General features: G+C 65.2%; 18 protein-coding genes and 1 other RNA gene. 8 read left to right on the forward strand and 11 right to left on the reverse strand.

The genetic code is table 11. The annotated features are described in order from the left end of the window. Positions 1-43: 43 nt before the first annotated feature. The 4 genes from ACTJKX_RS11310 to pdxR all read right to left on the reverse strand — a co-directional run bounded on the left by ACTJKX_RS11310 (position 44) and on the right by pdxR (position 6,856). A complete protein-coding gene (locus ACTJKX_RS11310) occupies positions 44-1,846 on the reverse strand; it encodes an NAD(P)-binding domain-containing protein (protein WP_440725314.1) in 1,803 nt (600 codons plus the stop codon). 110 nt (positions 1,847-1,956) lie between these two features. After that, complete coding sequence (locus ACTJKX_RS11315) at positions 1,957-3,030, reverse strand: 2,3-butanediol dehydrogenase (protein WP_440725315.1); 1,074 nt, start codon at positions 3,028-3,030, stop codon at positions 1,957-1,959. Between the two features lie 327 nt (positions 3,031-3,357). Next, positions 3,358-5,253: a sigma-54-dependent Fis family transcriptional regulator gene (locus ACTJKX_RS11320; RefSeq protein WP_440725316.1), complete on the reverse strand. Its 1,896-nt coding sequence runs from the start codon at positions 5,251-5,253 to the stop codon at positions 3,358-3,360. Between the two features lie 190 nt (positions 5,254-5,443). Next, positions 5,444-6,856: a MocR-like pyridoxine biosynthesis transcription factor PdxR gene (gene pdxR / locus ACTJKX_RS11325; RefSeq protein ID WP_440725317.1), complete on the reverse strand. Its 1,413-nt coding sequence runs from the start codon at positions 6,854-6,856 to the stop codon at positions 5,444-5,446. 94 nt (positions 6,857-6,950) lie between these two features. Here pdxR and ACTJKX_RS11330 point away from each other — a divergent pair, with 94 nt between their 5' ends. From ACTJKX_RS11330 to ACTJKX_RS11345, 4 genes are read left to right on the forward strand one after another with little or no spacing between them, the layout of a single operon-like run. Beyond that, positions 6,951-7,382 (forward strand): cupin domain-containing protein, encoded by a 432-nt coding sequence (locus ACTJKX_RS11330; RefSeq protein WP_394311111.1) that lies wholly within the window; start codon positions 6,951-6,953, stop codon positions 7,380-7,382. 1 nt (position 7,383) lies between these two features. Beyond that, on the forward strand, positions 7,384-7,839 hold the full coding sequence (locus ACTJKX_RS11335; protein ID WP_440725318.1) for a carboxymuconolactone decarboxylase family protein: 456 nt from the start codon (positions 7,384-7,386) through the stop codon (positions 7,837-7,839). Between the two features lie 42 nt (positions 7,840-7,881). Continuing rightward, the gene (locus ACTJKX_RS11340; RefSeq protein WP_394311114.1) at positions 7,882-8,127 is read left to right on the forward strand and encodes a type II toxin-antitoxin system ParD family antitoxin; all 246 of its coding nucleotides are present in this window, start codon (positions 7,882-7,884) and stop codon (positions 8,125-8,127) included. Then, positions 8,128-8,445, forward strand: coding sequence for a type II toxin-antitoxin system RelE/ParE family toxin (locus tag ACTJKX_RS11345; protein ID WP_440725319.1), 318 nt, complete (start codon positions 8,128-8,130; stop codon positions 8,443-8,445). 30 nt (positions 8,446-8,475) lie between these two features. Here the strand turns inward: ACTJKX_RS11345 and ACTJKX_RS11350 are convergent, their stop codons facing one another. From ACTJKX_RS11350 to ffs, 3 genes are all read right to left on the reverse strand, one after another. Beyond that, positions 8,476-8,799: a YbaB/EbfC family nucleoid-associated protein gene (locus ACTJKX_RS11350; protein WP_311937739.1), complete on the reverse strand. Its 324-nt coding sequence runs from the start codon at positions 8,797-8,799 to the stop codon at positions 8,476-8,478. A gap of 19 nt (positions 8,800-8,818) precedes the next feature. Continuing rightward, positions 8,819-10,612 (reverse strand): DNA polymerase III subunit gamma/tau, encoded by a 1,794-nt coding sequence (locus tag ACTJKX_RS11355; protein ID WP_440725320.1) that lies wholly within the window; start codon positions 10,610-10,612, stop codon positions 8,819-8,821. Between the two features lie 53 nt (positions 10,613-10,665). Beyond that, an RNA gene (gene ffs, locus ACTJKX_RS11360) (signal recognition particle sRNA small type) lies at positions 10,666-10,763 on the reverse strand. 492 nt (positions 10,764-11,255) lie between these two features. Here ffs and ACTJKX_RS11365 point away from each other — a divergent pair. The 4 genes from ACTJKX_RS11365 to ACTJKX_RS11380 all read left to right on the forward strand — a co-directional run bounded on the left by ACTJKX_RS11365 (position 11,256) and on the right by ACTJKX_RS11380 (position 14,980). Continuing rightward, the gene (locus tag ACTJKX_RS11365) at positions 11,256-12,320 is read left to right on the forward strand and encodes a DUF4167 domain-containing protein (RefSeq protein ID WP_440725321.1); all 1,065 of its coding nucleotides are present in this window, start codon (positions 11,256-11,258) and stop codon (positions 12,318-12,320) included. Positions 12,321-12,616: 296 nt separating this feature from the next. Continuing rightward, positions 12,617-13,105, forward strand: coding sequence for a TerB family tellurite resistance protein (locus tag ACTJKX_RS11370; RefSeq protein ID WP_440725322.1), 489 nt, complete (start codon positions 12,617-12,619; stop codon positions 13,103-13,105). Beyond that, positions 13,102-13,890, forward strand: coding sequence for an SDR family NAD(P)-dependent oxidoreductase (locus tag ACTJKX_RS11375; RefSeq protein ID WP_440725323.1), 789 nt, complete (start codon positions 13,102-13,104; stop codon positions 13,888-13,890). The genes ACTJKX_RS11370 and ACTJKX_RS11375 overlap by 4 nt, the downstream gene beginning before the upstream one ends. A gap of 136 nt (positions 13,891-14,026) precedes the next feature. Next, positions 14,027-14,980: an acetyl-CoA carboxylase carboxyltransferase subunit alpha gene (locus ACTJKX_RS11380; protein WP_367626116.1), complete on the forward strand. Its 954-nt coding sequence runs from the start codon at positions 14,027-14,029 to the stop codon at positions 14,978-14,980. Positions 14,981-15,137: 157 nt separating this feature from the next. Here the strand turns inward: ACTJKX_RS11380 and ACTJKX_RS11385 are convergent, their stop codons facing one another. The 4 genes from ACTJKX_RS11385 to ACTJKX_RS11400 form a co-directional block, all read right to left on the reverse strand. Next, positions 15,138-16,430, reverse strand: a complete 1,293-nt coding sequence (locus tag ACTJKX_RS11385) for an FtsX-like permease family protein (protein ID WP_440725324.1) — start codon at positions 16,428-16,430, stop codon at positions 15,138-15,140. Beyond that, complete coding sequence (locus ACTJKX_RS11390; protein ID WP_440725325.1) at positions 16,427-17,116, reverse strand: ABC transporter ATP-binding protein; 690 nt, start codon at positions 17,114-17,116, stop codon at positions 16,427-16,429. The genes ACTJKX_RS11385 and ACTJKX_RS11390 overlap by 4 nt, the downstream gene beginning before the upstream one ends. Positions 17,117-17,120: 4 nt before the next feature. After that, positions 17,121-17,582 (reverse strand): hypothetical protein, encoded by a 462-nt coding sequence (locus ACTJKX_RS11395; protein WP_068284184.1) that lies wholly within the window; start codon positions 17,580-17,582, stop codon positions 17,121-17,123. 252 nt (positions 17,583-17,834) lie between these two features. Further along, the gene (locus ACTJKX_RS11400) at positions 17,835-19,607 is read right to left on the reverse strand and encodes an alkaline phosphatase (protein ID WP_440725326.1); all 1,773 of its coding nucleotides are present in this window, start codon (positions 19,605-19,607) and stop codon (positions 17,835-17,837) included. Positions 19,608-19,707: the final 100 nt, after the last annotated feature.

The following is a 19,707-nucleotide window of genomic DNA, read 5'->3' on the forward strand; positions in this document are numbered from 1 at the left end:
GTCATTTCTGGACAATGCCTATCAGGGCGATGCCGCACCGATCTCAGGACAGATGATGCCGTTCCTGGATCTTGTAGACCGGTGTCGGGATCGCCTCCTTGCGGGCCTTGAGCTGCAGGGACAAATAGAGCGAGTAATGGCGCGACTGGTGCAAATTGCCACCGTGGAACCAGAGCGCCTCCTGCTGCGTGGGCTTCCACATGTTGCGCTGCTCGCCCTCCCAGGGGCCGGGATCCTTGGTGGTATCAGAGCCGAGCCCCCAGCATTTGCCGACCTTGTCCGCCACTTCCTTCGAAATCAGATCGGCCGCCCAGCCATTCATCGAACCGTAGCCGGTGGCATAGACGATGAGATCGGCCGGCAGCTCGCGGCCGTCTTCCAGCACCACGCCGGTTTCGCTCAGTTCGCGGATGCCGACGCCGCTGACCAGCTTGATCCGGCCGTCGGCCACCAGGTCGCAGGCGCCGACATCGATGTAATAGCCCGATCCCCGGCGCAGATATTTCATGAACAGGCCGGAATCGTCGTCGCCGAAATCGAGCATGAAGCCGGCCTTCTCCAGCCTCTGGTAGAACTCGGCGTCCTTCTCGCGGATCTTGTTGTACACCGGCACCTGGAACTCATGCAGGATGCGATAGGGCAGCGAGGCGAAGATCAGGTCTGCCTTGCGGGTGGTCATGCCGGCGGCCACCGCCCGCTCCGAATAGAGGTCACCCAGCCCGATCTCCATCAGCGAATCCGACTTCACGATATGGGTGGAGGAACGCTGCAGCATGGTGACGTCGGCGCCGCCTTCCCACAGGGCCGCGCAGATGTCGTGGGCCGAATTGTTGGAGCCGACAACCACCACCTTCTTGCCGCGATAGGCGTCCGGGCCGGGGTGGCGGGAGGAATGCTGCTGCTCGCCCTTGAAGACATCCTGGCCCTTGATCTTGGGGACATTGGCCTTGCCGGACATGCCGGTGGCCAGCACCAGCTGCTTGGGCTTCAAGGTGATCTCGCGGCCGTCCCGCTCGACGATCACCGTCCATTCTTTGGTGGTCTCGTCGAAGCTCGCGGATTTGCAGGTGGTGGAGCTCCAATAGTTCAGCTCCATCACCTTGGTATACATCTCCAGCCAGTCGCCGATCTTGTCCTTGGGAGCGAAGACCGGCCAATTGTCGGGGAAGGGGATGTAGGGCAGGTGGTCGTACCAGACCGGGTCGTGCAGGCAGAGCGATTTATAGCGCTTACGCCAGCTGTCGCCCGGTCGTTCGTTCTTCTCGACGATGATGGTCGGCACGCCGAGCTGCCGCAGCCGCGCGCCGAGGGCGATGCCGCCCTGGCCGCCGCCGATGATGACGACATAGGGCTGCTCGGTGAAGCCGAGTTCCGAAGCCTCCGATTCGCGCTTCTCCTTCCAGGTCTTGCGGGTGGGATCGCTGCCGTGCTCGGCGCCCATCGGGCGGCGGAACCCCTTGGGTTCCTCATGGCCCTTCAACTCGCTCATCGTGGTAAGCAGGGTCCAGATCAGGCCGTTCTTCAAGCGGATATGGCCATAGCCGCGGGCCGCCTCCGTTTCGAACTCGAACCAGCCCTCGGTCACGCCATTGCCGTCGCTGGCGGCTTCCTTGGCGTCCTGGCGGAAATGACCGGGCTTGATGGCGGCCAGCTGCGCCTTCAGCATCTCGCCGATGGCATCGCGCCCTTCCAGGGTGCGGATGTTCCAGGTGAAGGTCACCAGGTCACGCCAATAGCAATCTTCCTGGAACAGGTTGACCGCGGCGTTGATGTCGCCGCTTGCGAGCGCCTTTTCGAACTTGGCCAGAACCGCGTCCACCCTGGCCTGCGGGCTTTGATCGAGCATGATGTTTCCTCCGTTTTATAGTGTTGGTCGAGACTGTTGCTTCGGACTGAGAACGAACGCTTGTTTGCTTCAACTCCCTGTTTTTCGAACCGGGCCACCGCGATCCGACGTTATCGGGCCAGGTCGATCAGGATCTTGAGCTGCTCGCCGGCCGGGTCGAGCAGGGCGTCGAAGCCGTCTGTGACGGCCTTATCGAGCGTGATCTTGCGGGTCACGACCTTGTTCGCCGGCAGCAGGCCGGAGCTGATCAGGCGGATGACGCGCGGCCAGTAATGGGTGGGATAGGCCCAGGAGCCGCGAATATCGACATCCTTGAAGGTGACCTGGAACCAGTCAAGCGGGTTCTCGTGCGGATGCAGGCCGGTCTGGACCACCACGCCCTGCTTGCGCACCGCATCGAGGCAGGCCTTGAGAGCATGCTCGTTGCCCACGCATTCGATCGCCACGTCACTGCCGACCTGTCCTTCGCTGAGCGCACGCACGACTTCGCCGGGATTGTCATGCTTGGGGTTGATGGTGATGAGATCGGGCAGGGCGGCCTTGGCGAAGGCGAGGCGCTTGTCGTTGATGTCGGAGACGAAGAGCTGTGCGGCGCCGGCGGCCCGGGCTGCGAGGAGGGTGAGCAGGCCGATCGGGCCGGCGCCGGTCACCAGCACGCTCGAGCCGGCGGTGACGCCGCCGCGGTCGCAGGCATAGACGGCTACCGCACTTGGCTCGACCAGGGCAGCTTCTTCGTCGCTGAGTTCGTCTGGGATCTTCTGCACATTGTAGTCGTTGAGCAGGGCATAGTCGGCCATGCCGCCCGAAACCCAGCTCAATCCGGCGAGGGCGAGTTGTGGGCTGAGGTGGAAGAGGCCGCGATCGGCGAAATAGTCGCCCGAACGCGGCATGATCAGCGGCTGCACCGAGACCCGGTCGCCGGGCTTCACCGCCTCGACGCCTTCGCCGACCGCTTCGACCACCCCGCCGAATTCATGGCCGAGGATCTGCGGGCCGCTGGCGCCGCTGAAAGGATGCGGCTCGACCGGGATGAAGATGGGACCATAGGCGTATTCGTGCAGATCCGTGCCGCAGATGCCGACGAAGCGATTGCGGATCAGAACCTGTCCGGGCGCCGGCTGGCCCGGCTTGGGCAGTTCTTCGAGCCGCAGATCCTTGGCGGCATGAAATCGCAGGGCCTTCATCCTTGTCTTCCTCCCCTGTTGCATGGTGTTGGGCAGGAAGAGCAATCGCCGTGCCAATCGGCGGAAGGCCGTGGCCTGGGGCGGTTTCAGGCCTCTTGGACGCAGGCAACCGTTGCATGGCACGCAACAGATGCCACACCTGTGGCAGGGGCGTTGCAACAGGTCAGGGCAAGCATCATTAAAGCCGATCTGTCATTCCCGGCGAGCCATGAAGTGGCGAGGGAAGGGAATCCAGGGGCGGTAGGCTCGACTCTTGGTTCCTGGATTCCCTTCCCGCCGCCTGCGGCGGCGCCGGGAATGACAGGTCGAGCGTTGGGCGCGTCGATATCAGTTGCGATGGCTCAGGCCGTGGCGTTTCATCTGGCGATGCACCGTGGAACGGTCGACGCCCAGGCTGCGTGCCGCCTGCGAGACGTTCCAGTTGCAGCTGGCGAGCACGGCTTCAAGGGCCGCCTTCTGGGTGTGCGGCTCCTCGGTTCTCGGCGGTAGCGCCCGCCTCAGCAGGGCTTCGGGCAGGTCGCACACTTCGATGACGCCGTTCTGGCACAGAACGGCGGCGACCGAGATGATATTGTCGAGTTCGCGGATATTGCCGGGCCAATGATGGGCCTTGAGCGCGAGCAGGGCTGCCGGCGCGACCGCCAGCGCCTCGCCGTTCACGCGATGCTTGGCAAGGATCTTGTCGAGCAGCCAGACGAAGTCGGACCGCTCGCGCAAGGCGGGCAGCACGAGCGTCGCGGCATTGAGCCGATAGAGCAGATCCTCGCGAAAGCCGCCGTTCCTGGCGAGCGCCTCGAGTGGCCGGTTGGAGGCGGAGACCACCCTTATGTCCAGCGGCTTGGACCGCGAAGCGCCCACCGGAGTCAGCTCCCGCTCCGACAACACCCGCAGGAACCGGCTCTGGAGCGCCAGCGGCATGTCGCCGATCTCGTCGAGGAAGAGCGTGCCGCCATTGGCCTCCTCGATCAACCCGATCCGCCCCCTCGGCGCCGCGCCGGTGAAGGCCCCCGGCAGATGGCCGAACAATTCGCTTTCGATCAGCGGTTCGGGGATCGCCGCACAGTTCACGGCCACGAATTTGCCGGTCCGGCCGCTCGCCTCGTGGATGGCGCGGGCCAGATATTCCTTGCCCGTGCCGGTTTCGCCCTGGATGAGGATCGAGACTGGCCGGGACGCGAGCTTGGCGACCTTGGCCTGCAAGGCGGCGAGCTGGCCGTCGCCGCCGCTGAGATTGCGCAGCGAGGCGGGAATGTCGTGGCGTGCCCCGACCGGCGAACGCACGGCGATATCGGGCTCGATCGCATGGGCGAACAGGGCGTTGCCGTCGCGGGCGAAAACCAGGCGGTCCTGCGGGCGATGCTGGCGCGTCAGGTCGGGCAGGTCGTCGATGTCCATGTCGAAGAAGCGCGACAGGGGCTGGCCGATCAGGGCTTGTGGGTCGCGCCAGTCGAGATTGCCCGAGCGCGCCAGCACCTTGGCGCCGCCATTGGTCATGCCGATGATGCGGCCGGAACCGTCGATCGCAATGCCGGCTTCGGGATCGACATCGAGAAATTCCGGGGAACGCGAGAAGCGCAGCACCCATTCGCGGCTCGACTGCGCCATCAGATTGGCCAGCTCGATCCGCCGCACCGTGGCCGAGACGAGATGCAGCGCCAGGTTCTGGCTGGCCTTCTTGATCGGCGAAGAGAGCAGGGAGATGTCAAGCACCGCCGAGAGCCCGCCCTGGATATCGTAGATCGGGGCGGCAGTGCAGGAGAGGGGTGTGTGGGTGTTGTCGAAATGGTCGGTCTGATGGATGGTCAAGGCCTCGCCGGCCTCTATGCAGGCGCCGACGGCGCAGGTGCCGGCCCGCGATTCCGACCATTCCGAGCCCAGATAGAGGCCGGCCTTGCGCAGATTGTTGTCGAACAGCGGGTCTCCGTAGAAATCCACGGTTACCCCGGCTCTGTCCGAGAGCAGCAGCACGTAGTTTTGCCCTGCCACCTGGCGGAACAGGCTTTCGAGACCGGAGCGAGCGATTGCGATCAGTTCTTCCGATTGCTGGCGATGCTCGCGCAATTGGGTATCCGGCACGATATAGGCCTCGCAGGCCTGGGCCGGATCCAATCGGTGCTTGTTGATGCAGCGCAGCCAGCTTTGCACCACCGTGGCGTCGCGGATGGTTGCCGCGCCCAGGCCGACGCTTTCGATCTCGCGGATATGATCGACATGCGAAACCATGAGAAGGTGCAGCCAGCCTCCCTGGAAAATATATTTCTTGATCCGTCCGGATCAGAAATCACGTCGTCTTGCTTGGATCTTGCGTGGCACGCGCCAGCTCGATCGAATTCTACCTCGCAGCCTCCAAGGCACGGGCACCGCAGTGTGCACTAGTGCCTGCGAATGTAAACCGTCTTGGAGCCTTACGAGGTCAGCCATGGGCTGCGATCAGCGCCAGCAGGCGGTCGCAATCGGTGGCGATGCGCCCGGGGTCGACATTGGTGACGCCCAGCAGCAGGCCGGCTCGCCGCGCTCCCTTGTACCAGGGTGAAAGCGGCACGGGAGCTAGTCCGAAAGGCAGGGCCTGATGGGAGACGGCAACATCGTCGATCGTATCGGGCAGGTCGAGCAGGACGGCAAGACCTCCATTGGCATGGACCTTCATGCCGGGGCCGATACGCGCGGCGAGGCAGGAGGCGAGGGCGTCGCGCCGGGTGGCGTAGAGGCGTTTCATCCGGCGCAGATGCCTGAGATAATGCCCCTCCGCCAGGAAGCTCGCCACGGCTCGCTGGATCGAGGCCGCCGGCGCTGGCGCGAGGGCGGCGGCGACGTCGCCGAAACGGGCCGCCAGTTGCGGCGGGACGACCAGGAAGCCAAGGCGCAGCGCCGGAGTGATGGTCTTGCTGAAGGTGCCGGCATGCAGAACCCGGCCCTGCCGGTCGAGCGAGGCGAGGGCCGGCGCAGCCCGCCCCCTGAGCTGCAATTCGCTGAGATAATCATCCTCGATGATCCAGGCTTGGCGCGCCTGCGCCCAATCGAGCAAGGCAAGGCGCCGTTCGAGCGACAAAGTGAGGCCGAGAGGCGCCTGCTGGCCCGGGGTGACCACCGCAAAGGCGGCGTCCGGTGCGAGACGGATGCCGGCGGCTACGTCGATGCCGTCGTGGTCGACCGGAACGGGCGTGATCGCCACGCGAGCCTGCTCCAGGGCGATATGGGTGAGGATGAAAGCGGGATCCTCCAGCCAGGCCTTATGGCCGTCGAGTTCGAGGGCGCGCAGGACGAGGCCGAGGGCACCGGCATAGCCCGACGTCACCAGGATCTGGCTCGGCTCGCACTGGATGCCCCGCGCCAGTGCGAGATAGGCGGCGATCTCGCGCCGGAGCTCGATATGGCCGCGCGGATCGGGATAGCTCACCGGCGCCGCGGCGGCAGCACGGGCACTGCGCGCCATGATGCGCGACCATAGCGAGAAGGGAAAGGCGTCCTGAGCCGGCACGCCCATCTGGAAGGTGGCCGGCGGGCGCTCGAAATCGGGAAAGAGCGCCGGCAGGGGCGTAGCCTCCGGCAATCGGCCCGCGGCCGGCGCGCGGGGAGCGTTGTGGATCACGCGCGTGCCGGCCGCACCCATGCCGACGATCAGCTGCTCGTCGGCCAGCTTCTCATAGGCCACGCGCACCGTGCCGCGGGCGACGCCGAGCTGGGCCGCGAGATCGCGCCAGGACGGCAGCCGGACGCCATTGGCCAGCCGGCCGTCGAGGATGGCGGTGGCGATGCTGCGATGGATCTGCACGGCCAGCGGAGCCTGGGCGGCGCGATCGATACTGATCTTGAAGGACTCGTTCATGCATCCGAATGGTACAGTATTTCATCCAATTCTTGGTGCTTTTTTGTGAGCCGAAAGAAAGCCATGCTGCAGTCATCGCAAGACAGGAACCAAGATGATGATTTCCAGAGCCTTTCTGCTCGGCGTGGGTATTGCCTTTGCGGCCACCACAGCCCTGGCCCATTCGCCGCAATCGAAGGCTGGCGGGGCCAGCGCGGCACCGGTGTTCGAGCAGGCCCTGCCCAACGTGCCCGGCAAGACCATGACCAGCGTCCTCGTCCGCTACGCCCCCGGCGGCAAGTCGCCTGCGCATACCCACTCCAGGACGGCTTTCGTCTTTGCCTATGTGCTGTCGGGTTCGATCCGCAGCCAGGTGAATGGCGGGCCGGTCAAGGTCTATCGCGCCGGCGAGAGCTGGTTCGAAGAGCCGGGCGCCCACCATCAGGTCAGCGAGAATGCCAGCAAGGCTAGGCCCGCCTCGCTGCTCGCCGTCTTCGTCGCCGATACCGGCGACCGCAACCTCACCGTCTATGATCAGGAGAAGTGAAATGGCCCCGCGCCTCGACTACAACGCCGCCGCCCCTGCCGGTATGAAGGCCCTCGGCGGCGTCTACGGCTATGTCAGCCAGAGCCTGCCCAGAATGCTGGTCAACCTGGTCTATCTGAGGATCTCGCTGCTCAATGGTTGCGCCTATTGCATCGACATGCATTCGCGCGACTTGACCAAGGACGGGCTGCCCCAGGAGAAGCTGGTGCTGGTGCCGGTCTGGCATGAGGCCGGCGACTTGTTCAGCCAACAAGAGAAAGCAGCGCTGCGCTGGGCGGAGACGGTGACCAGGGTCGCCGAGACGGCTGTGCCCGAGGCCGAATTCGAGGCCGTGCGGGCGGTGTTTTCCGAGAAGGAGGTCGCCGACCTCACCATCGCGATCGGCCTGATGAATGCCTATAACCGCCTGGCCATCAGCTTCCGCAACACGCCGGCCGCGGTGAAGGCGATAGCATAAATTGCGCCAAATATGTTATCATGGCGGCAAAGGAGAACCGCCATGAACGTATCACTCGGCTCGCGGTGGGAAGAATTCGTCAATACGATCGTTCGGGAAGGCCGCTATGGCTCGGCGAGCGAGGTGGTCAGGGAGGGCCTCCGTCTCGTCGAGGAGCGTGAAGCCAAGCTGCAAGCGCTCCGCGACATGGTGAATGCCTCCATCGACGAAGGAGGCAGTCTTTCCGATGACGAGGTAGGCAAGGCTCTCGATGCCGCCGCCACGCAACTTGCAGCCGAAGGGTACTGAGTGAGGCGGCTGGTCTATTCACACGCTGCGGTCAGGGACTTGATCGCAATCCAGGACTACATCAGTCGTGAAAGTGGAAGTCTGATGCTGGGACGCCGGTTCGCGGAACAGCTGCGGCAGCAGTGCCGCAAGCTCGCGACCTTGCCCGGCATCTTTGGCCGGGTTCGGCCCGAGTTGCGCCCTGACCTGCGAAGTTTCACTTTTCGAGGCTATGTGATCTTCCTGCGCTATCACAGCGACCGATTGGAAATCGTCAACATTGTCGAAGGTCACCGTGATATCGAGGCGCTCTTCGACAGGGGAGGCGGCCAGCCGTAACGTGGTCGCTCGATAGTCGCCGCGCCCGCTTCAGAACGGCAGCTTCATGCCGGGCGGGATGGGCAGGCCGGCGGTGATCGAGCCCATCTTTTCCTGCGTCAGGCGGTCGGCCTTGCCACGGGCGTCGTTATGGGCGGCGAGGACGAGGTCCTCGACGATTTCCTTTTCGTCGGCCTTGAGCAGCGAGGCGTCGATCTCGACGCCCTTCATCTCGCCCTTGGCGGTGAGGCGCACCTTGACGAGGCCGCCGCCCGCCACGCCTTCGACTTCCGTCTGTTCCAGTTCGGCCTGCAGGGTCTGCATCTTGGCCTGCATGGCCTGCACCTGCTTCATCATGCCCATTACGTCTTTCATGGGAACTCCTGCTGCGTGTTCAGATATCGTCGGCGGAATAAGGCTCGGCCTCGTCGCCGTCGTCGGGATCGCCGCCATCATCGGGGGCCGGTGCCAGGGATTGCGTCTCCACTGGGGCATTATCCCGGATGTCGACGATCTCCGCACCCGGAAAGCGCTCCATCACGGCCCGCACGAAAGGATCGGCCCTGATGCCCGAGAGCACGGCGGCCTGCCGGGCCTCGGCGAGCTCGCGCAAGGTCGCCTCGCCCTTTTCCGACGACAGCACCACCAGCCAGCGCTTGTTGGTCCAGTCCGACAATTTGCGCGAGAGATCGTTGACCAGGCCCTGGGGCGAACCCGGCTCGAGGGCGATGTCGAGGCGGCCATCGGCGAAGGCGACCAGGCGCACGAAACGCTCCAGGGCCAGCTTCAGCGGCAGGTCGCGCTTTTCCATGGCGAGGCCGACGATCTCGGCGAAGCTGGCGAGCGTGCGGCCCGGCTGCGCGGCCGAGGCCGGCCCCGGTATCGGGGTGTGCTGGGGCTGCGGCTGGAACTGCGCCTGGGTGGCGGCGGTGATCAATTGCGCCCGCGGGGCGGCCGGCGGGGGCGCCGGCGGCGCTGCCGCGGGCCCGCGCGAGGGCAGGGAGCCGCCATTTTCCGTGAGTTGCCGGATGAGGTCGTCCGGCGAGGGCAGGTCGGCCGCATAGCAAAGGCGCGCCAGCACCATGTCGGCGGCGGCCAGCGGCTTGGCGGCGGTCTGGGTCTCGGGAATGCCCTTGAGCAGCATCTGCCACTGGCGGGTCAGCACCTTGATCGAGAGCTTGCCGGCGAGTTCGGTGCCCCGCACCTTTTCGATTTCGGTGGCCGAGGCATCGTTGGCGGCGGCCGGCGAGATCTTCACGCGCGTGACGAAATGGGTGAATTCGGCGAGTTCCGACAGCACCACCGCCGGATCGGCGCCCTGGTCGTATTGGGCGCGCAACTCGTCGAGGGCGGAGGCGGCGTCGCCGCGCATGACCGCTTCGAACAGGTCGATCACGCGCGAACGGTCGGCGAGGCCCAGCATGGCGCGCACGCTTTCGCCGTCGATCGTGCCGCCACCATGGGCGATGGCCTGGTCGAGCAGGGACAGCGAGTCACGCACCGAGCCCTCGGCCGCCCGCGCGATCATCGCCAGCGCCGCCGCGTCGATCGAGACGCTTTCCTTCTCGCAGATCGCGCCGAGATGGCGGGCGAGCAGGCCGCTGTCGACCCGCCTGAGGTCGAAGCGCTGGCAGCGCGACAGGATGGTGATCGGTACCTTGCGGATCTCGGTGGTAGCGAAGATGAACTTCACATGCGGCGGCGGCTCTTCCAGCGTCTTTAAAAGGGCGTTAAAGGCCTGCGTGGTCACCATATGGACTTCGTCCATGATGAGGACCTTGAAGCGCGCCGAGACCGGAGCGTAGCGCACGCCGTCGGTGATCTCGCGAATGTTCTCGATGCCGTTATGGGAGGCGGCATCGAGCTCCATCACGTCGATGTGGCGGCTGTCGATGATGGCCTGGCAGTGTCGGCCGAGGCCCGGCATGTTGATGGTCGGCTTGCCGCCGCCCTCCGGCGGCTCGTAGTTGAGCCCGCGCGCCAGGATGCGCGCCGTGGTGGTCTTGCCGACACCGCGCACGCCCGTGAGCATATAGGCCTGGTGGATACGCCCCGTCTCGAAGGCGTTGGACAGGGTGCGCACCATCGCGTCCTGGCCGATCAGGTCATCGAAAGTCTGGGGACGGTATTTGCGGGCGAGAACGCGATAGGGCTGGGTATCGGAGGGCGTCGTGTTCGCGTCTTCCATCAATTCCCCCGAATCCCTCGAAGGGGCCACCTGTGCGATCCGCCGTTCCATGAGGTAGGAGGTTGGACGAAGACCCGCAGCGGTCTCGTTGGGGCTGCTTCCTTCCGGACCTGACCCGGTTGGCGAGTGTTGCGTCCACCGCCAACCTCCCGCCGCGTATATGGGCCATCGGCGCGCGAATGACAAGCGGAGGCGCCAAAAAACCTCACAGGCCGCAAAATCTCGATTGGGCGGCATATTTCCTGTAAAAAGCGCCAAGATTTTTTTGAAAAAAGATTTGGGCCTTTTAAAAAGGGCTTGGACTTTGCCGCGCGAGCGACTATCTAGAGATACACAAATCGTTCGGGGCTGGCGTCGATAGTACGAGCCGGCTCTAGTGCAGATGCACTTTCAGTCGAACATCGAGCGAAGCGCTCGTTCGCCCTAACGATGGAAATGCCTATTCCGGTACCAAGAGCCAAGGTGGCGATCTGCCGGAGTGTGCTGCTGCGCCCGACGCAGGCGGAACCTATGGTTTTCCTGACCCGTGCATTGACTGATGTGATGCAATGGCCATGACGAAGGTTCGCTGTCGCTTCGCGAGATTGCGCATGTTTATAGCGGAGAATGAGATCAATCTATGAGGCAGGGACAGCAAAAGCGTATGCGTGGTCGTTCACGCGGCGGCAAGGGTCCGAACCCGCTGAGCCGGAGCTATGAGTCGAACGGCCCCGACGTGAAGGTTCGTGGAACCGCCGCCCATATCGCTGAAAAATACGTTCAGCTGGCGCGCGATGCCCAATCCTCCGGCGACCCGATCCTGGCCGAGTCCTATCTGCAGCACGCCGAGCACTATTTCCGCATCATCGCGGCGGCGCAGCCGCAGTTCACCAGCGACCAGAACTTCGGCCATGGTGCCGAGGACGAGGAAGATGGTGACGATGCCGATTTCGAGGGCCCGATCCCCTCGATGCCGCAGGGCTTCGGGACGCCGGCGAATCAGTTCGGCGGCTCCCAGGGCTTCGACGAACAGCCGCGCCTGGTGCAGCCGGGACGTGACCGCAATTTCGGCGAGCGTGGCGAGGGCGGCCAGCCCTACCGCGAGCGTGAGCACCGCTTCCGTGACCGCAATGACCGTTTCAACGGCGAGCGTGGTCCGCGCGAGGAACGCCAGCCGCGCGAGGACAGGCAGTCCCGCGAGGACCGGCCCTACCGCGAGGAGCGCCAGCGCGATCGCCAGTTCGACGGGCAGGCCAACGGCCAGGCGGCCGAAGGCGAGGGCGGTGGCGAGCCGCGCTTCAATCAGCGCCATGGCCGCCGTGACCGCCGTTTCGGCGATCGTGGCGATCGTCCCTTCCGTGACCGCGCCAATGCCGGCGACGGGCCGCTCTTCAGCGAGCGCGGGCAAGGCGAACGCGGCGCGTTCCAGCCGGCGCCGGTGGTTCCGGTCGACCAGCCCCAGCCGGATCTGCATGACGATCATGCCCTTTCCACCTTGCCTTCCTTCATCACCGGCACGCCGGCGGTAGCCTCTGCGGCTCCGGCAGCTGCCCCGGCGCCAGTTCAGGCTGTTGCCGCGCCGGTAGAAGCGACCCCCACTACCGCTCCCGCAGCGGCCGAAGCGGAGGCCGAAGCTGCTGCTCCGCGTCCGCGCAAGCGCCGTGTCTCGAAGAAGGCTGCCGCTGCAAGTGAAACGGCCGAGGCGAGCGCGGAAACCGCGAGCGAATAGGCGCTAAATCGATCGGTTTTATCTGATCAGCCGGCGACCCTGCGGGGTCGCCGGCTTTTTTATTGTCGGCGGGTTGAACTCATGCCGGACCCCCGCATATTGAACTCAGGTTCTATTTATCGCCTCCTGGGTAATGCCGGGCGGGCGCGGCTGGAACCAGCGCAGGAAACGGTCTTTGCCGTTTGACGGAATCGCCGGAAACCGCAAAGACGCGTCGAGATGAAGAGTTGGGGCAAGGTGCGTTCAGCCGTGAACGCGCAGTCTGCACGGTTGTGGTTCTGAGGCGGGATGTTGCAATGTTGGCTCGCTTGCAAAAGTTGATACGCAGTTTTGCGCCGGGCGGGCCGGCCCGGCCACGCTACGTCTTCGACGAGACCGACCATCGCGTCGCCGCCGCCGGGCTGCTCGTCTATGCCATGAATGTGGATGGGGTCGAGAGTCCGGCCGAGAAAACACGTGTGGCCGCATTGCTGCAGGAGCGCTTTTCGCTCGATGAGGACGAGACCCGTGCCCTGCTGGCGGCGGCAGGAGAGCGTAATCGCGATGCTCTCGATTTCAACGATTTCACCGGCGTGGTGAAGCGCGCCTACAACGTCGACGGGCGCCAGCGCATCGTCGAAATGATGTGGGAGATCGTGTTCGCCGATGGCGTCCTGCACGAGTTCGAGGACAATCTCGTCTGGCGCGTCGCCGAGGCCCTCGACGTCCCGTCAGCCGCGCGCACCACGATCCGCAGCAAGGCCGCCTCCCGGAACAACGTGCTTCTGCCGGAAGCCGGCGAGTGAGCCGCCCGGTCGCCTTGGTCACGGGCGCATCGAGCGGCATCGGCGAAGCATTGGCCCACGCCCTGGCCGAACAGGGTGAGGACCTCATGCTGATCGCCCGGACGCAGAGCGAATTACTGCGCGTCCAGAGTGAGATCGCGACAGCCACGGGGCGCTTCGTGGCGGTTGCCGCCTTGGATCTCGAACGCGCCGATGCGGCCGAGGCCGTCAAGGCCGTGCTGCGTGACCAGGACCTCAGCGTGCGGCATCTGGTCAACAATGCCGGCTTCGGCCTGGCGGGCGATATGGCGGATCTGCCGGTATCTGGCCAGGTCGGCATGGTCGATCTCAATTGCCGTGCCTTGTTGGCGCTGACACTCGCCTTCCTGCCCGAGATCCGCGAGAACGAGGGCGGCGTGCTCAATGTCGCCTCGGTCGCCGGTTTCACGCCTGGGCCGGGCCTTGCCGTCTACTACGCCAGCAAGGCCTTCGTGCTGTCATTGACGCGGGCGCTGGCTTTCGAGGAGCGGGAAAGCGGCATCCGCGTCTGCGCCCTCTGCCCCGGTCCGGTACCGACCCGCTTCGGCGCCCGGGCAGGGGTCGGCAAGTCGGGTGTCATTGCCATCACGCGTCCGCTTTCGGCAAAGGATGTTGCCCATATCGGACTCGCCGGTTATTTCGGACGTCGCACCGTCGTGGTGCCGGGCATGATCCCGAGGCTGATGGTTGCTATCCTGTCGGTCCTACCGACTCGGATGGTACTGCCCGTTCTCGCCCGCGCCCAGCGGCAGAGACGGCAGAAATAGTGCCTTTCGCCGGGCCGAGCGCTTCGTCATGAAGCCGTGAACGGTCTGTGCGAAGGGGAGATATGCGAAACCCTTCCTTGACTTCCCTGGCGTGAGACGCCAGTTTCCGGCTCCTTTCGTCGTCATTTGGACACCCATGCGCAGCTATCTCGATTTTGAAAAACCCGTGGCCGAGCTCGAGGCCAAAGTCGAGGAACTGCGCGCGATGGGAGAGTCGGGTGACGCAGTGGCGATCGGGGACGAGATCCAGCGGCTCGAGGCCAAGGCAAACCAGGCGCTGCGCGACCTCTATGCCCAGCTCACGCCCTGGCAGAAAACCCTGGTGGCCCGCCATCCCGAGCGCCCGCATGCCAATGATTATATCGCTGCCCTGATCGAGGATTTCACGCCGCTTGCCGGTGACCGCAAGTTCGGCGACGACGAGGCCATCATCGGTGGTTTCGGACGCTTCCGCGGCGAGTCCGTCTGCATCCTCGGCCATGAAAAGGGCTCCGACACCGAAAGCCGGATCCGGCACAATTTCGGCATGGCGCGGCCCGAGGGCTATCGCAAGGCCGTGCGACTGATGGAAATGGCCGACCGCTTCGAATTGCCGGTGATTTCCTTCGTCGACACGGCCGGTGCCTATCCGGGCATCGATGCGGAAGAGCGCGGCCAGGCCGAGGCGATCGCCCGCTCGACCGATGCCTGCCTGGGGCTGGGTTCGCCCAGCGTCGCCGTGGTGATAGGCGAAGGCGGTTCGGGCGGTGCCATCGCGGTAGCGGCGGCGAGCCGGGTGCTGATGCTGGAGCATTCCATCTATTCGGTGATCTCGCCGGAAGGCGCGGCCTCCATCCTCTGGCGCGAGGCCAGCAAGGCGCAGGATGCCGCCAACAACATGAAGATCACGGCGCAGGACCTCCTGAAGTTCGGTGTGATCGATGCGATCATTCCCGAACCGACAGGCGGTGCCCATCGCTCGCCCGAGAAGGCGATCGAGACAACCGGCGATTTCATCCAGAATTCGCTGCGCGATCTCTTCAACCAGTCCCGTGAAGCCCTGATCCGGGCGCGTCAGGACAAATATCTGATGATCGGCCGCAGCCTGTAGGATTTCGGACCGAGTTTGCATGGGAAACGCTGCGGCTGGGACCGCGGAGGTCTCGTCCGCTCTTCCTATCCGCAAGGCTCCGGCGTTTCCAAGAGGCGGACATCGCGACATGCAAGCATGTCGCTGACGTCCGCGGTTCCCAGCCGGTCTGCCTGCCTCACCCCCTCAGCGCCGCTGCCGGCGATTGCCGATAGGCCAGCAAGGCAGGGGCCAGGCCGAGCAGGGCGGCGAAGCCGGCCAACAGGGCGGCGAGACCGAGATCGGCCCGCGTGAAGGCCACCGGCAGGACCATGCCGCTCCAGCTCGTCACCCAGCCCGATATGGTCAGGGCGCCGAGATAGCCGAGCGCGAAGCCTGCTCCGATGCCGAGCGCCAGCAGGACGAAGAGTTCGGACCAGACAATGGCGAGCACTGTCAGGCGCGGCGTGCCGAGAGCCCGAAGTGCGCCGATCTGGCGGCGGCGCTGGCCGACATGGATCACCGTCACGAAGATCAGGGCTGCTGCCACCAGGAACTGCGCGCCGGCCGCGACCGCCACCAGCACGGTGCGGGCGTCGCCGAGCGTGGCATAGAGCCGCGTCAGCACCTCGGCCGGGAAGACGGCGAGCGTGCCCTCGCCACGATAGGCCTGGCGCAGCTTGTAGGCATCGGCGATCGTGCGGGGCTTGACCAGAAGGGCCGGGACTCCTGCTGCGGTTTTGGCGAAGCTCTCGTCGAGCGGCGCCGCCGCATCGATCGCGCCTTCATGCTCATGCTCCTCATGCCCGGCCTCGCCGTGCTCGGCATCGTCAGGCTTGGAGCCTTCATGCTCGGAATGGACATCGTGATCCGCCGCTTCTTCGGCATGGCCGAGCCCATGCAGGTGCCAGACGGCCTGGATCGGCACCAGGACCGCCTTGTCCCAGGCGGTATGGCTCGGCTTCAGACGCCCCACCACGGTGTAGGCGAGTTCGGTATGGGCATGGCCCCCTTCCTCGGCCATGCCGTGCGAGGGCTTGATGCGGGTGCCGAGGGGGATTCCGGCGGCAGCGCCGACCACCGCCTCGCCTTCGGCGGCGAAGGCTCGACCTTCGGCAAGACCGTCGGACAGAGCGTTCACCAGGGCTGTCGTAGTGCCGACGATCGGCTTGCCTTGATAGGAATCGCCGAAGCCGATCGGGGCGACCCAGGCGACGCGCGGATCGGCGGCGAGTTTGCGCAGCGTCTCCACCGGCATCATCGGTAATGGTGAAGGCTGCAGGAAGACGGAGGACAGCACCAGCTGGGTCTCGCTGCCGGCGGCGCCGATGACGAGGTCGAATTTGTCGGCCGCACGGGCGCTGCCGAGGCGCATCGCCCGTTCCTGCAGCACCACGCCGACGCCGAGCGCGGTGGCCAGCGCCACCAGCAGCACCACGGCCAGCGCTCCGGGCCAGACGCGGCGCAGATCGGCGAGGATGAAGCGGATCATGCGGCCTGTGCCCTTCCAACCTCGTCCGACGCGATGCGGCCGGCGGCGAGCGTCAGCCGTCGTGCCAGTCGCCCCGTCAGAGTAGTGTCGTGCGAGACGACGATGAGCGTGGAGCCTTCCGCGCTGGCGAGTTCGATGAGGAGGTCGCCCACGACGGCGCCGGCCTCGGCATCGAGGCTCGCGGTCGGCTCGTCCGCCACCAGCACGGCCGGCCGGCGCAGCAGGGCCCTGGCGAGGGCGACACGCTGCATCTCGCCGCGGGACATGCCGTCGATCGCCTGATCCGGCCTGGACAGGCCGACCCGTTCGAGCAGGGAGCGGCCGCGTTCGATCGCGCTCTTGCCGGCCCGCCCCGACAGGCGCAGCGGCAGCAGCACGTTCTCCAGGGCCGACAGGCCGGGAAAGAGATGAAAATCCTGCATGAGCAGGCCGATATTGTGCCCGCGCCAGCGGTCCCTGGCGCCCTCCGGCAGCCTGGCGATATCGGTGTCGCCCCAGCGTATCCGACCCTGGCCGACGCGCTCGAGGCCGGTGACGACGTTGACGAAGGTGCTCTTGCCCGAGCCCGACGGGCCGGTCACGGCAAGCTGGCTGCCCGCCGTGAGGGCGAGCCTGTCGATGCGCAGCACCGGGGCGGCGAGGCCAGGGAAGGAGACGGCGATATCTTCGAGGTCGAGTGCCAGCACCGGATCAGACCACCCAGTAGCGCGCGTCGCGCAGGCGCAGCCGGCTGAGAAAGCCGGTTTCCGGATCGGTCCAGGATCCCATCTCCAGGCGTCCCGACACTTCTATCCGGGTGCCGGGTTGCACGAAGGTCTGCTTCTCGTCGAGATAGATTACCACGATATTGTCGGGCCAGTCCGAGTCGGAGGAGCAGAAGGGGCAGATCGACATCGGGATTTCGGTGAGCACGAAGAAGGTGGCTTCCGCCTTGAGGGGCGGTGCCATGAAGCCGCTCATCACCACGTCCTTGCCGTCGAGTTCCTTGACCTTGGCGGAGAATTCCAGGCCGAGCACGCTGATTTTGCCATAGAGTTCCGGGAAGCCGAGCGTCGCCGGCGAGGCAGCAAGAGCCGGCCGCGCGAGAAGGAGCGGCGACAGACCGACCAGGGTCACGACATGGCGGCGGGACAGGAAAGGGATGGTCGTCATGGTGAGCTCTTACGCGGGCCGAGGTCGGCGCTCTCGAGAAACATCGCCATCGGGCGGCTAGCCGCCCGATGGTTGCCGTCCGATCATTAGGCGTTGTCGGCAACAACTGAAACGCTGCCATTGTCATGCCCGGGCTTGACCCGGGCATCCAACCGCCTCGTCTTCAGTGCCGGGAGGAGGGCTGGATTGCCGGGTCAAGCCCGGCAATGACAAAGGTTGAGCCAATTCGACTCGTTTATTTCAGGCAAAGCCTTACTGCATCTGCGCTTTCTGGGCGCCGGAAGCGCCGAGCGCGAAGGCATCGGCCAGGACGCGGTAGACGTCGCTTTCTTCGAGATAGCCCTTGAAGCCTTCGGCACCGGGTCCCGTGGCCTGCAGCACGACGTCGTCGACGGCGTGGGCGGTGCTGTCGTTGTTGCGTGGGATGTTGCCCTGGACGAAGACGGCGCCGGGCACATCCTTGTAGGCGGGATTGGCGACATATTCCTTCTTCTCGTTCTGGATGGCCGGCTCATAGGGGCCGTCCAGCTTCGGGCTGAAGGTTTCGTAGTGGTCGGGATAGTTTCCGTAGACGACCGCCAGGCGCTTGCTGGGATCGATCTTGTCGGGATAGCCGTCGCCGTCCTTGTCCTCGTAATTGGTGAAGCCGGCCTCGGCATAGATGCCGACCTTTTCGCGCATGTCGGTGCCGGGCTTGCTGTCGTCGATGGTGCCGATCACCGACATGGAGTGGGTATGGTCGCCGGTGACGACGATCAGCGTATCGGGATGGGTCTTGGCGAATTCGCGCGCCACGCCGACGGCCTTGTCGAATTCGATGGTCTCATAGAGCGAGCGCTCGCCGTCCTGGGCATGCGACATCTTGTCGACCGAGGCGGCTTCCACCATCAGGAAGAAGCCTTCCGGATTCTTGGAAAGCTGGTCGAGGGCCGACTGGGTCATGTCGACCAGGCCGGGCTGGTTGGGGAACTTGCCCACCGTACCCTTCTTGAGCAGGTTGCGGTCGAGTGCCACATCCATGTTGCCGGTGTGGAACAGGCCGAGGATCTTGCCGGTATTGGTGCCGGAGGCGGCAGCGAGGCTGTCCTTGTCGGTGGCCAGCGTGTAGCCGGCATCCTTGAAGAGCTGGATATAGTCCTTGTCGTCCTTGCGCTTGGAGCCGGTGGTCGATTTCGGCAGGAAATAGGCCGAGCCGCCGCCCAGGATGATTTCGGGCTTCACGTCGTAGAACATGCCGACGATCTCGGCCTTGTCGGCGCGCTTGCGGGTATGGGAAACCACGGCCGCCGGGGTGGCGTCCTCGATCTCGGCGGTGGAGACCACGCCGATGGACTTCTTGCCCGTGCGGCGCAGCGCCTCGGCGATGGTCTCGACGCGCGGATCGTCAAGGCTGGCGGGCGTGCGATCGGCATAGACGCCGAGAGCGTTCACCGCCGTCTTGTGACCGGTCATGTAGGCCGACATCGTGTTGGCGCTGTCGGTGGCAATGGCATCCGTCGACGAAGTGCCGATGAAGGCCATGTGGTCGAGATCGTCCATGGCGAGGCGGCCATTGGCCTTGCCCTCGGTCATGCCCTTGGACATGATGCGAGCGCCGGTGCGGTTGGCGACCGTCAGGCCGTCACCCAGCAGGAAGATGATGTTCTTGGCCTTGGGCGTGGCGGCAGTGCCGAAGACGTCCCAGGTCACGCTGCGGCTCTGGCCGCCGGCCGAAACCTCGACCTTGTAGCTGCCGGGCACGCTGAGGGTGAGGCCGCGCAACAGCACTGCCGAGCCGAGATCCTTGTTGTCCTTGCCCTTTTCGGAGGCGACGAACTCGACGTCCTTGCCGAACACACCCTTGTAGTCCTGCCCGTTGACAGTGACGCGCACATCCTCCGGCTTCACGGTGCCGGCGAACTCGGCCTTGAAGTCGAAGGGCGAGCCGGCCAGGATGGTGGCGCGGTCGAGCGGATAGATGCCCGCGGCCTGGCTGGGACCGATCAGCATGGTGGTGACCGCAAGAGCGGCGAGGAGCGTGCGCATGGCAATCCTTTCGCGATGCGAGCAGACTTTGTCGCCGAAGCGTCTTGCGGTGTGGCCAAGCTGCCGTACTTGCAAGGACGCGTCCAAACAAAGAGCTTGA

This window comes from Labrys sp. 22185 (assembly GCF_052045555.1).
In the GTDB taxonomy this organism is placed as follows: Bacteria; Pseudomonadota; Alphaproteobacteria; order Rhizobiales; family Labraceae; genus Labrys; species Labrys neptuniae.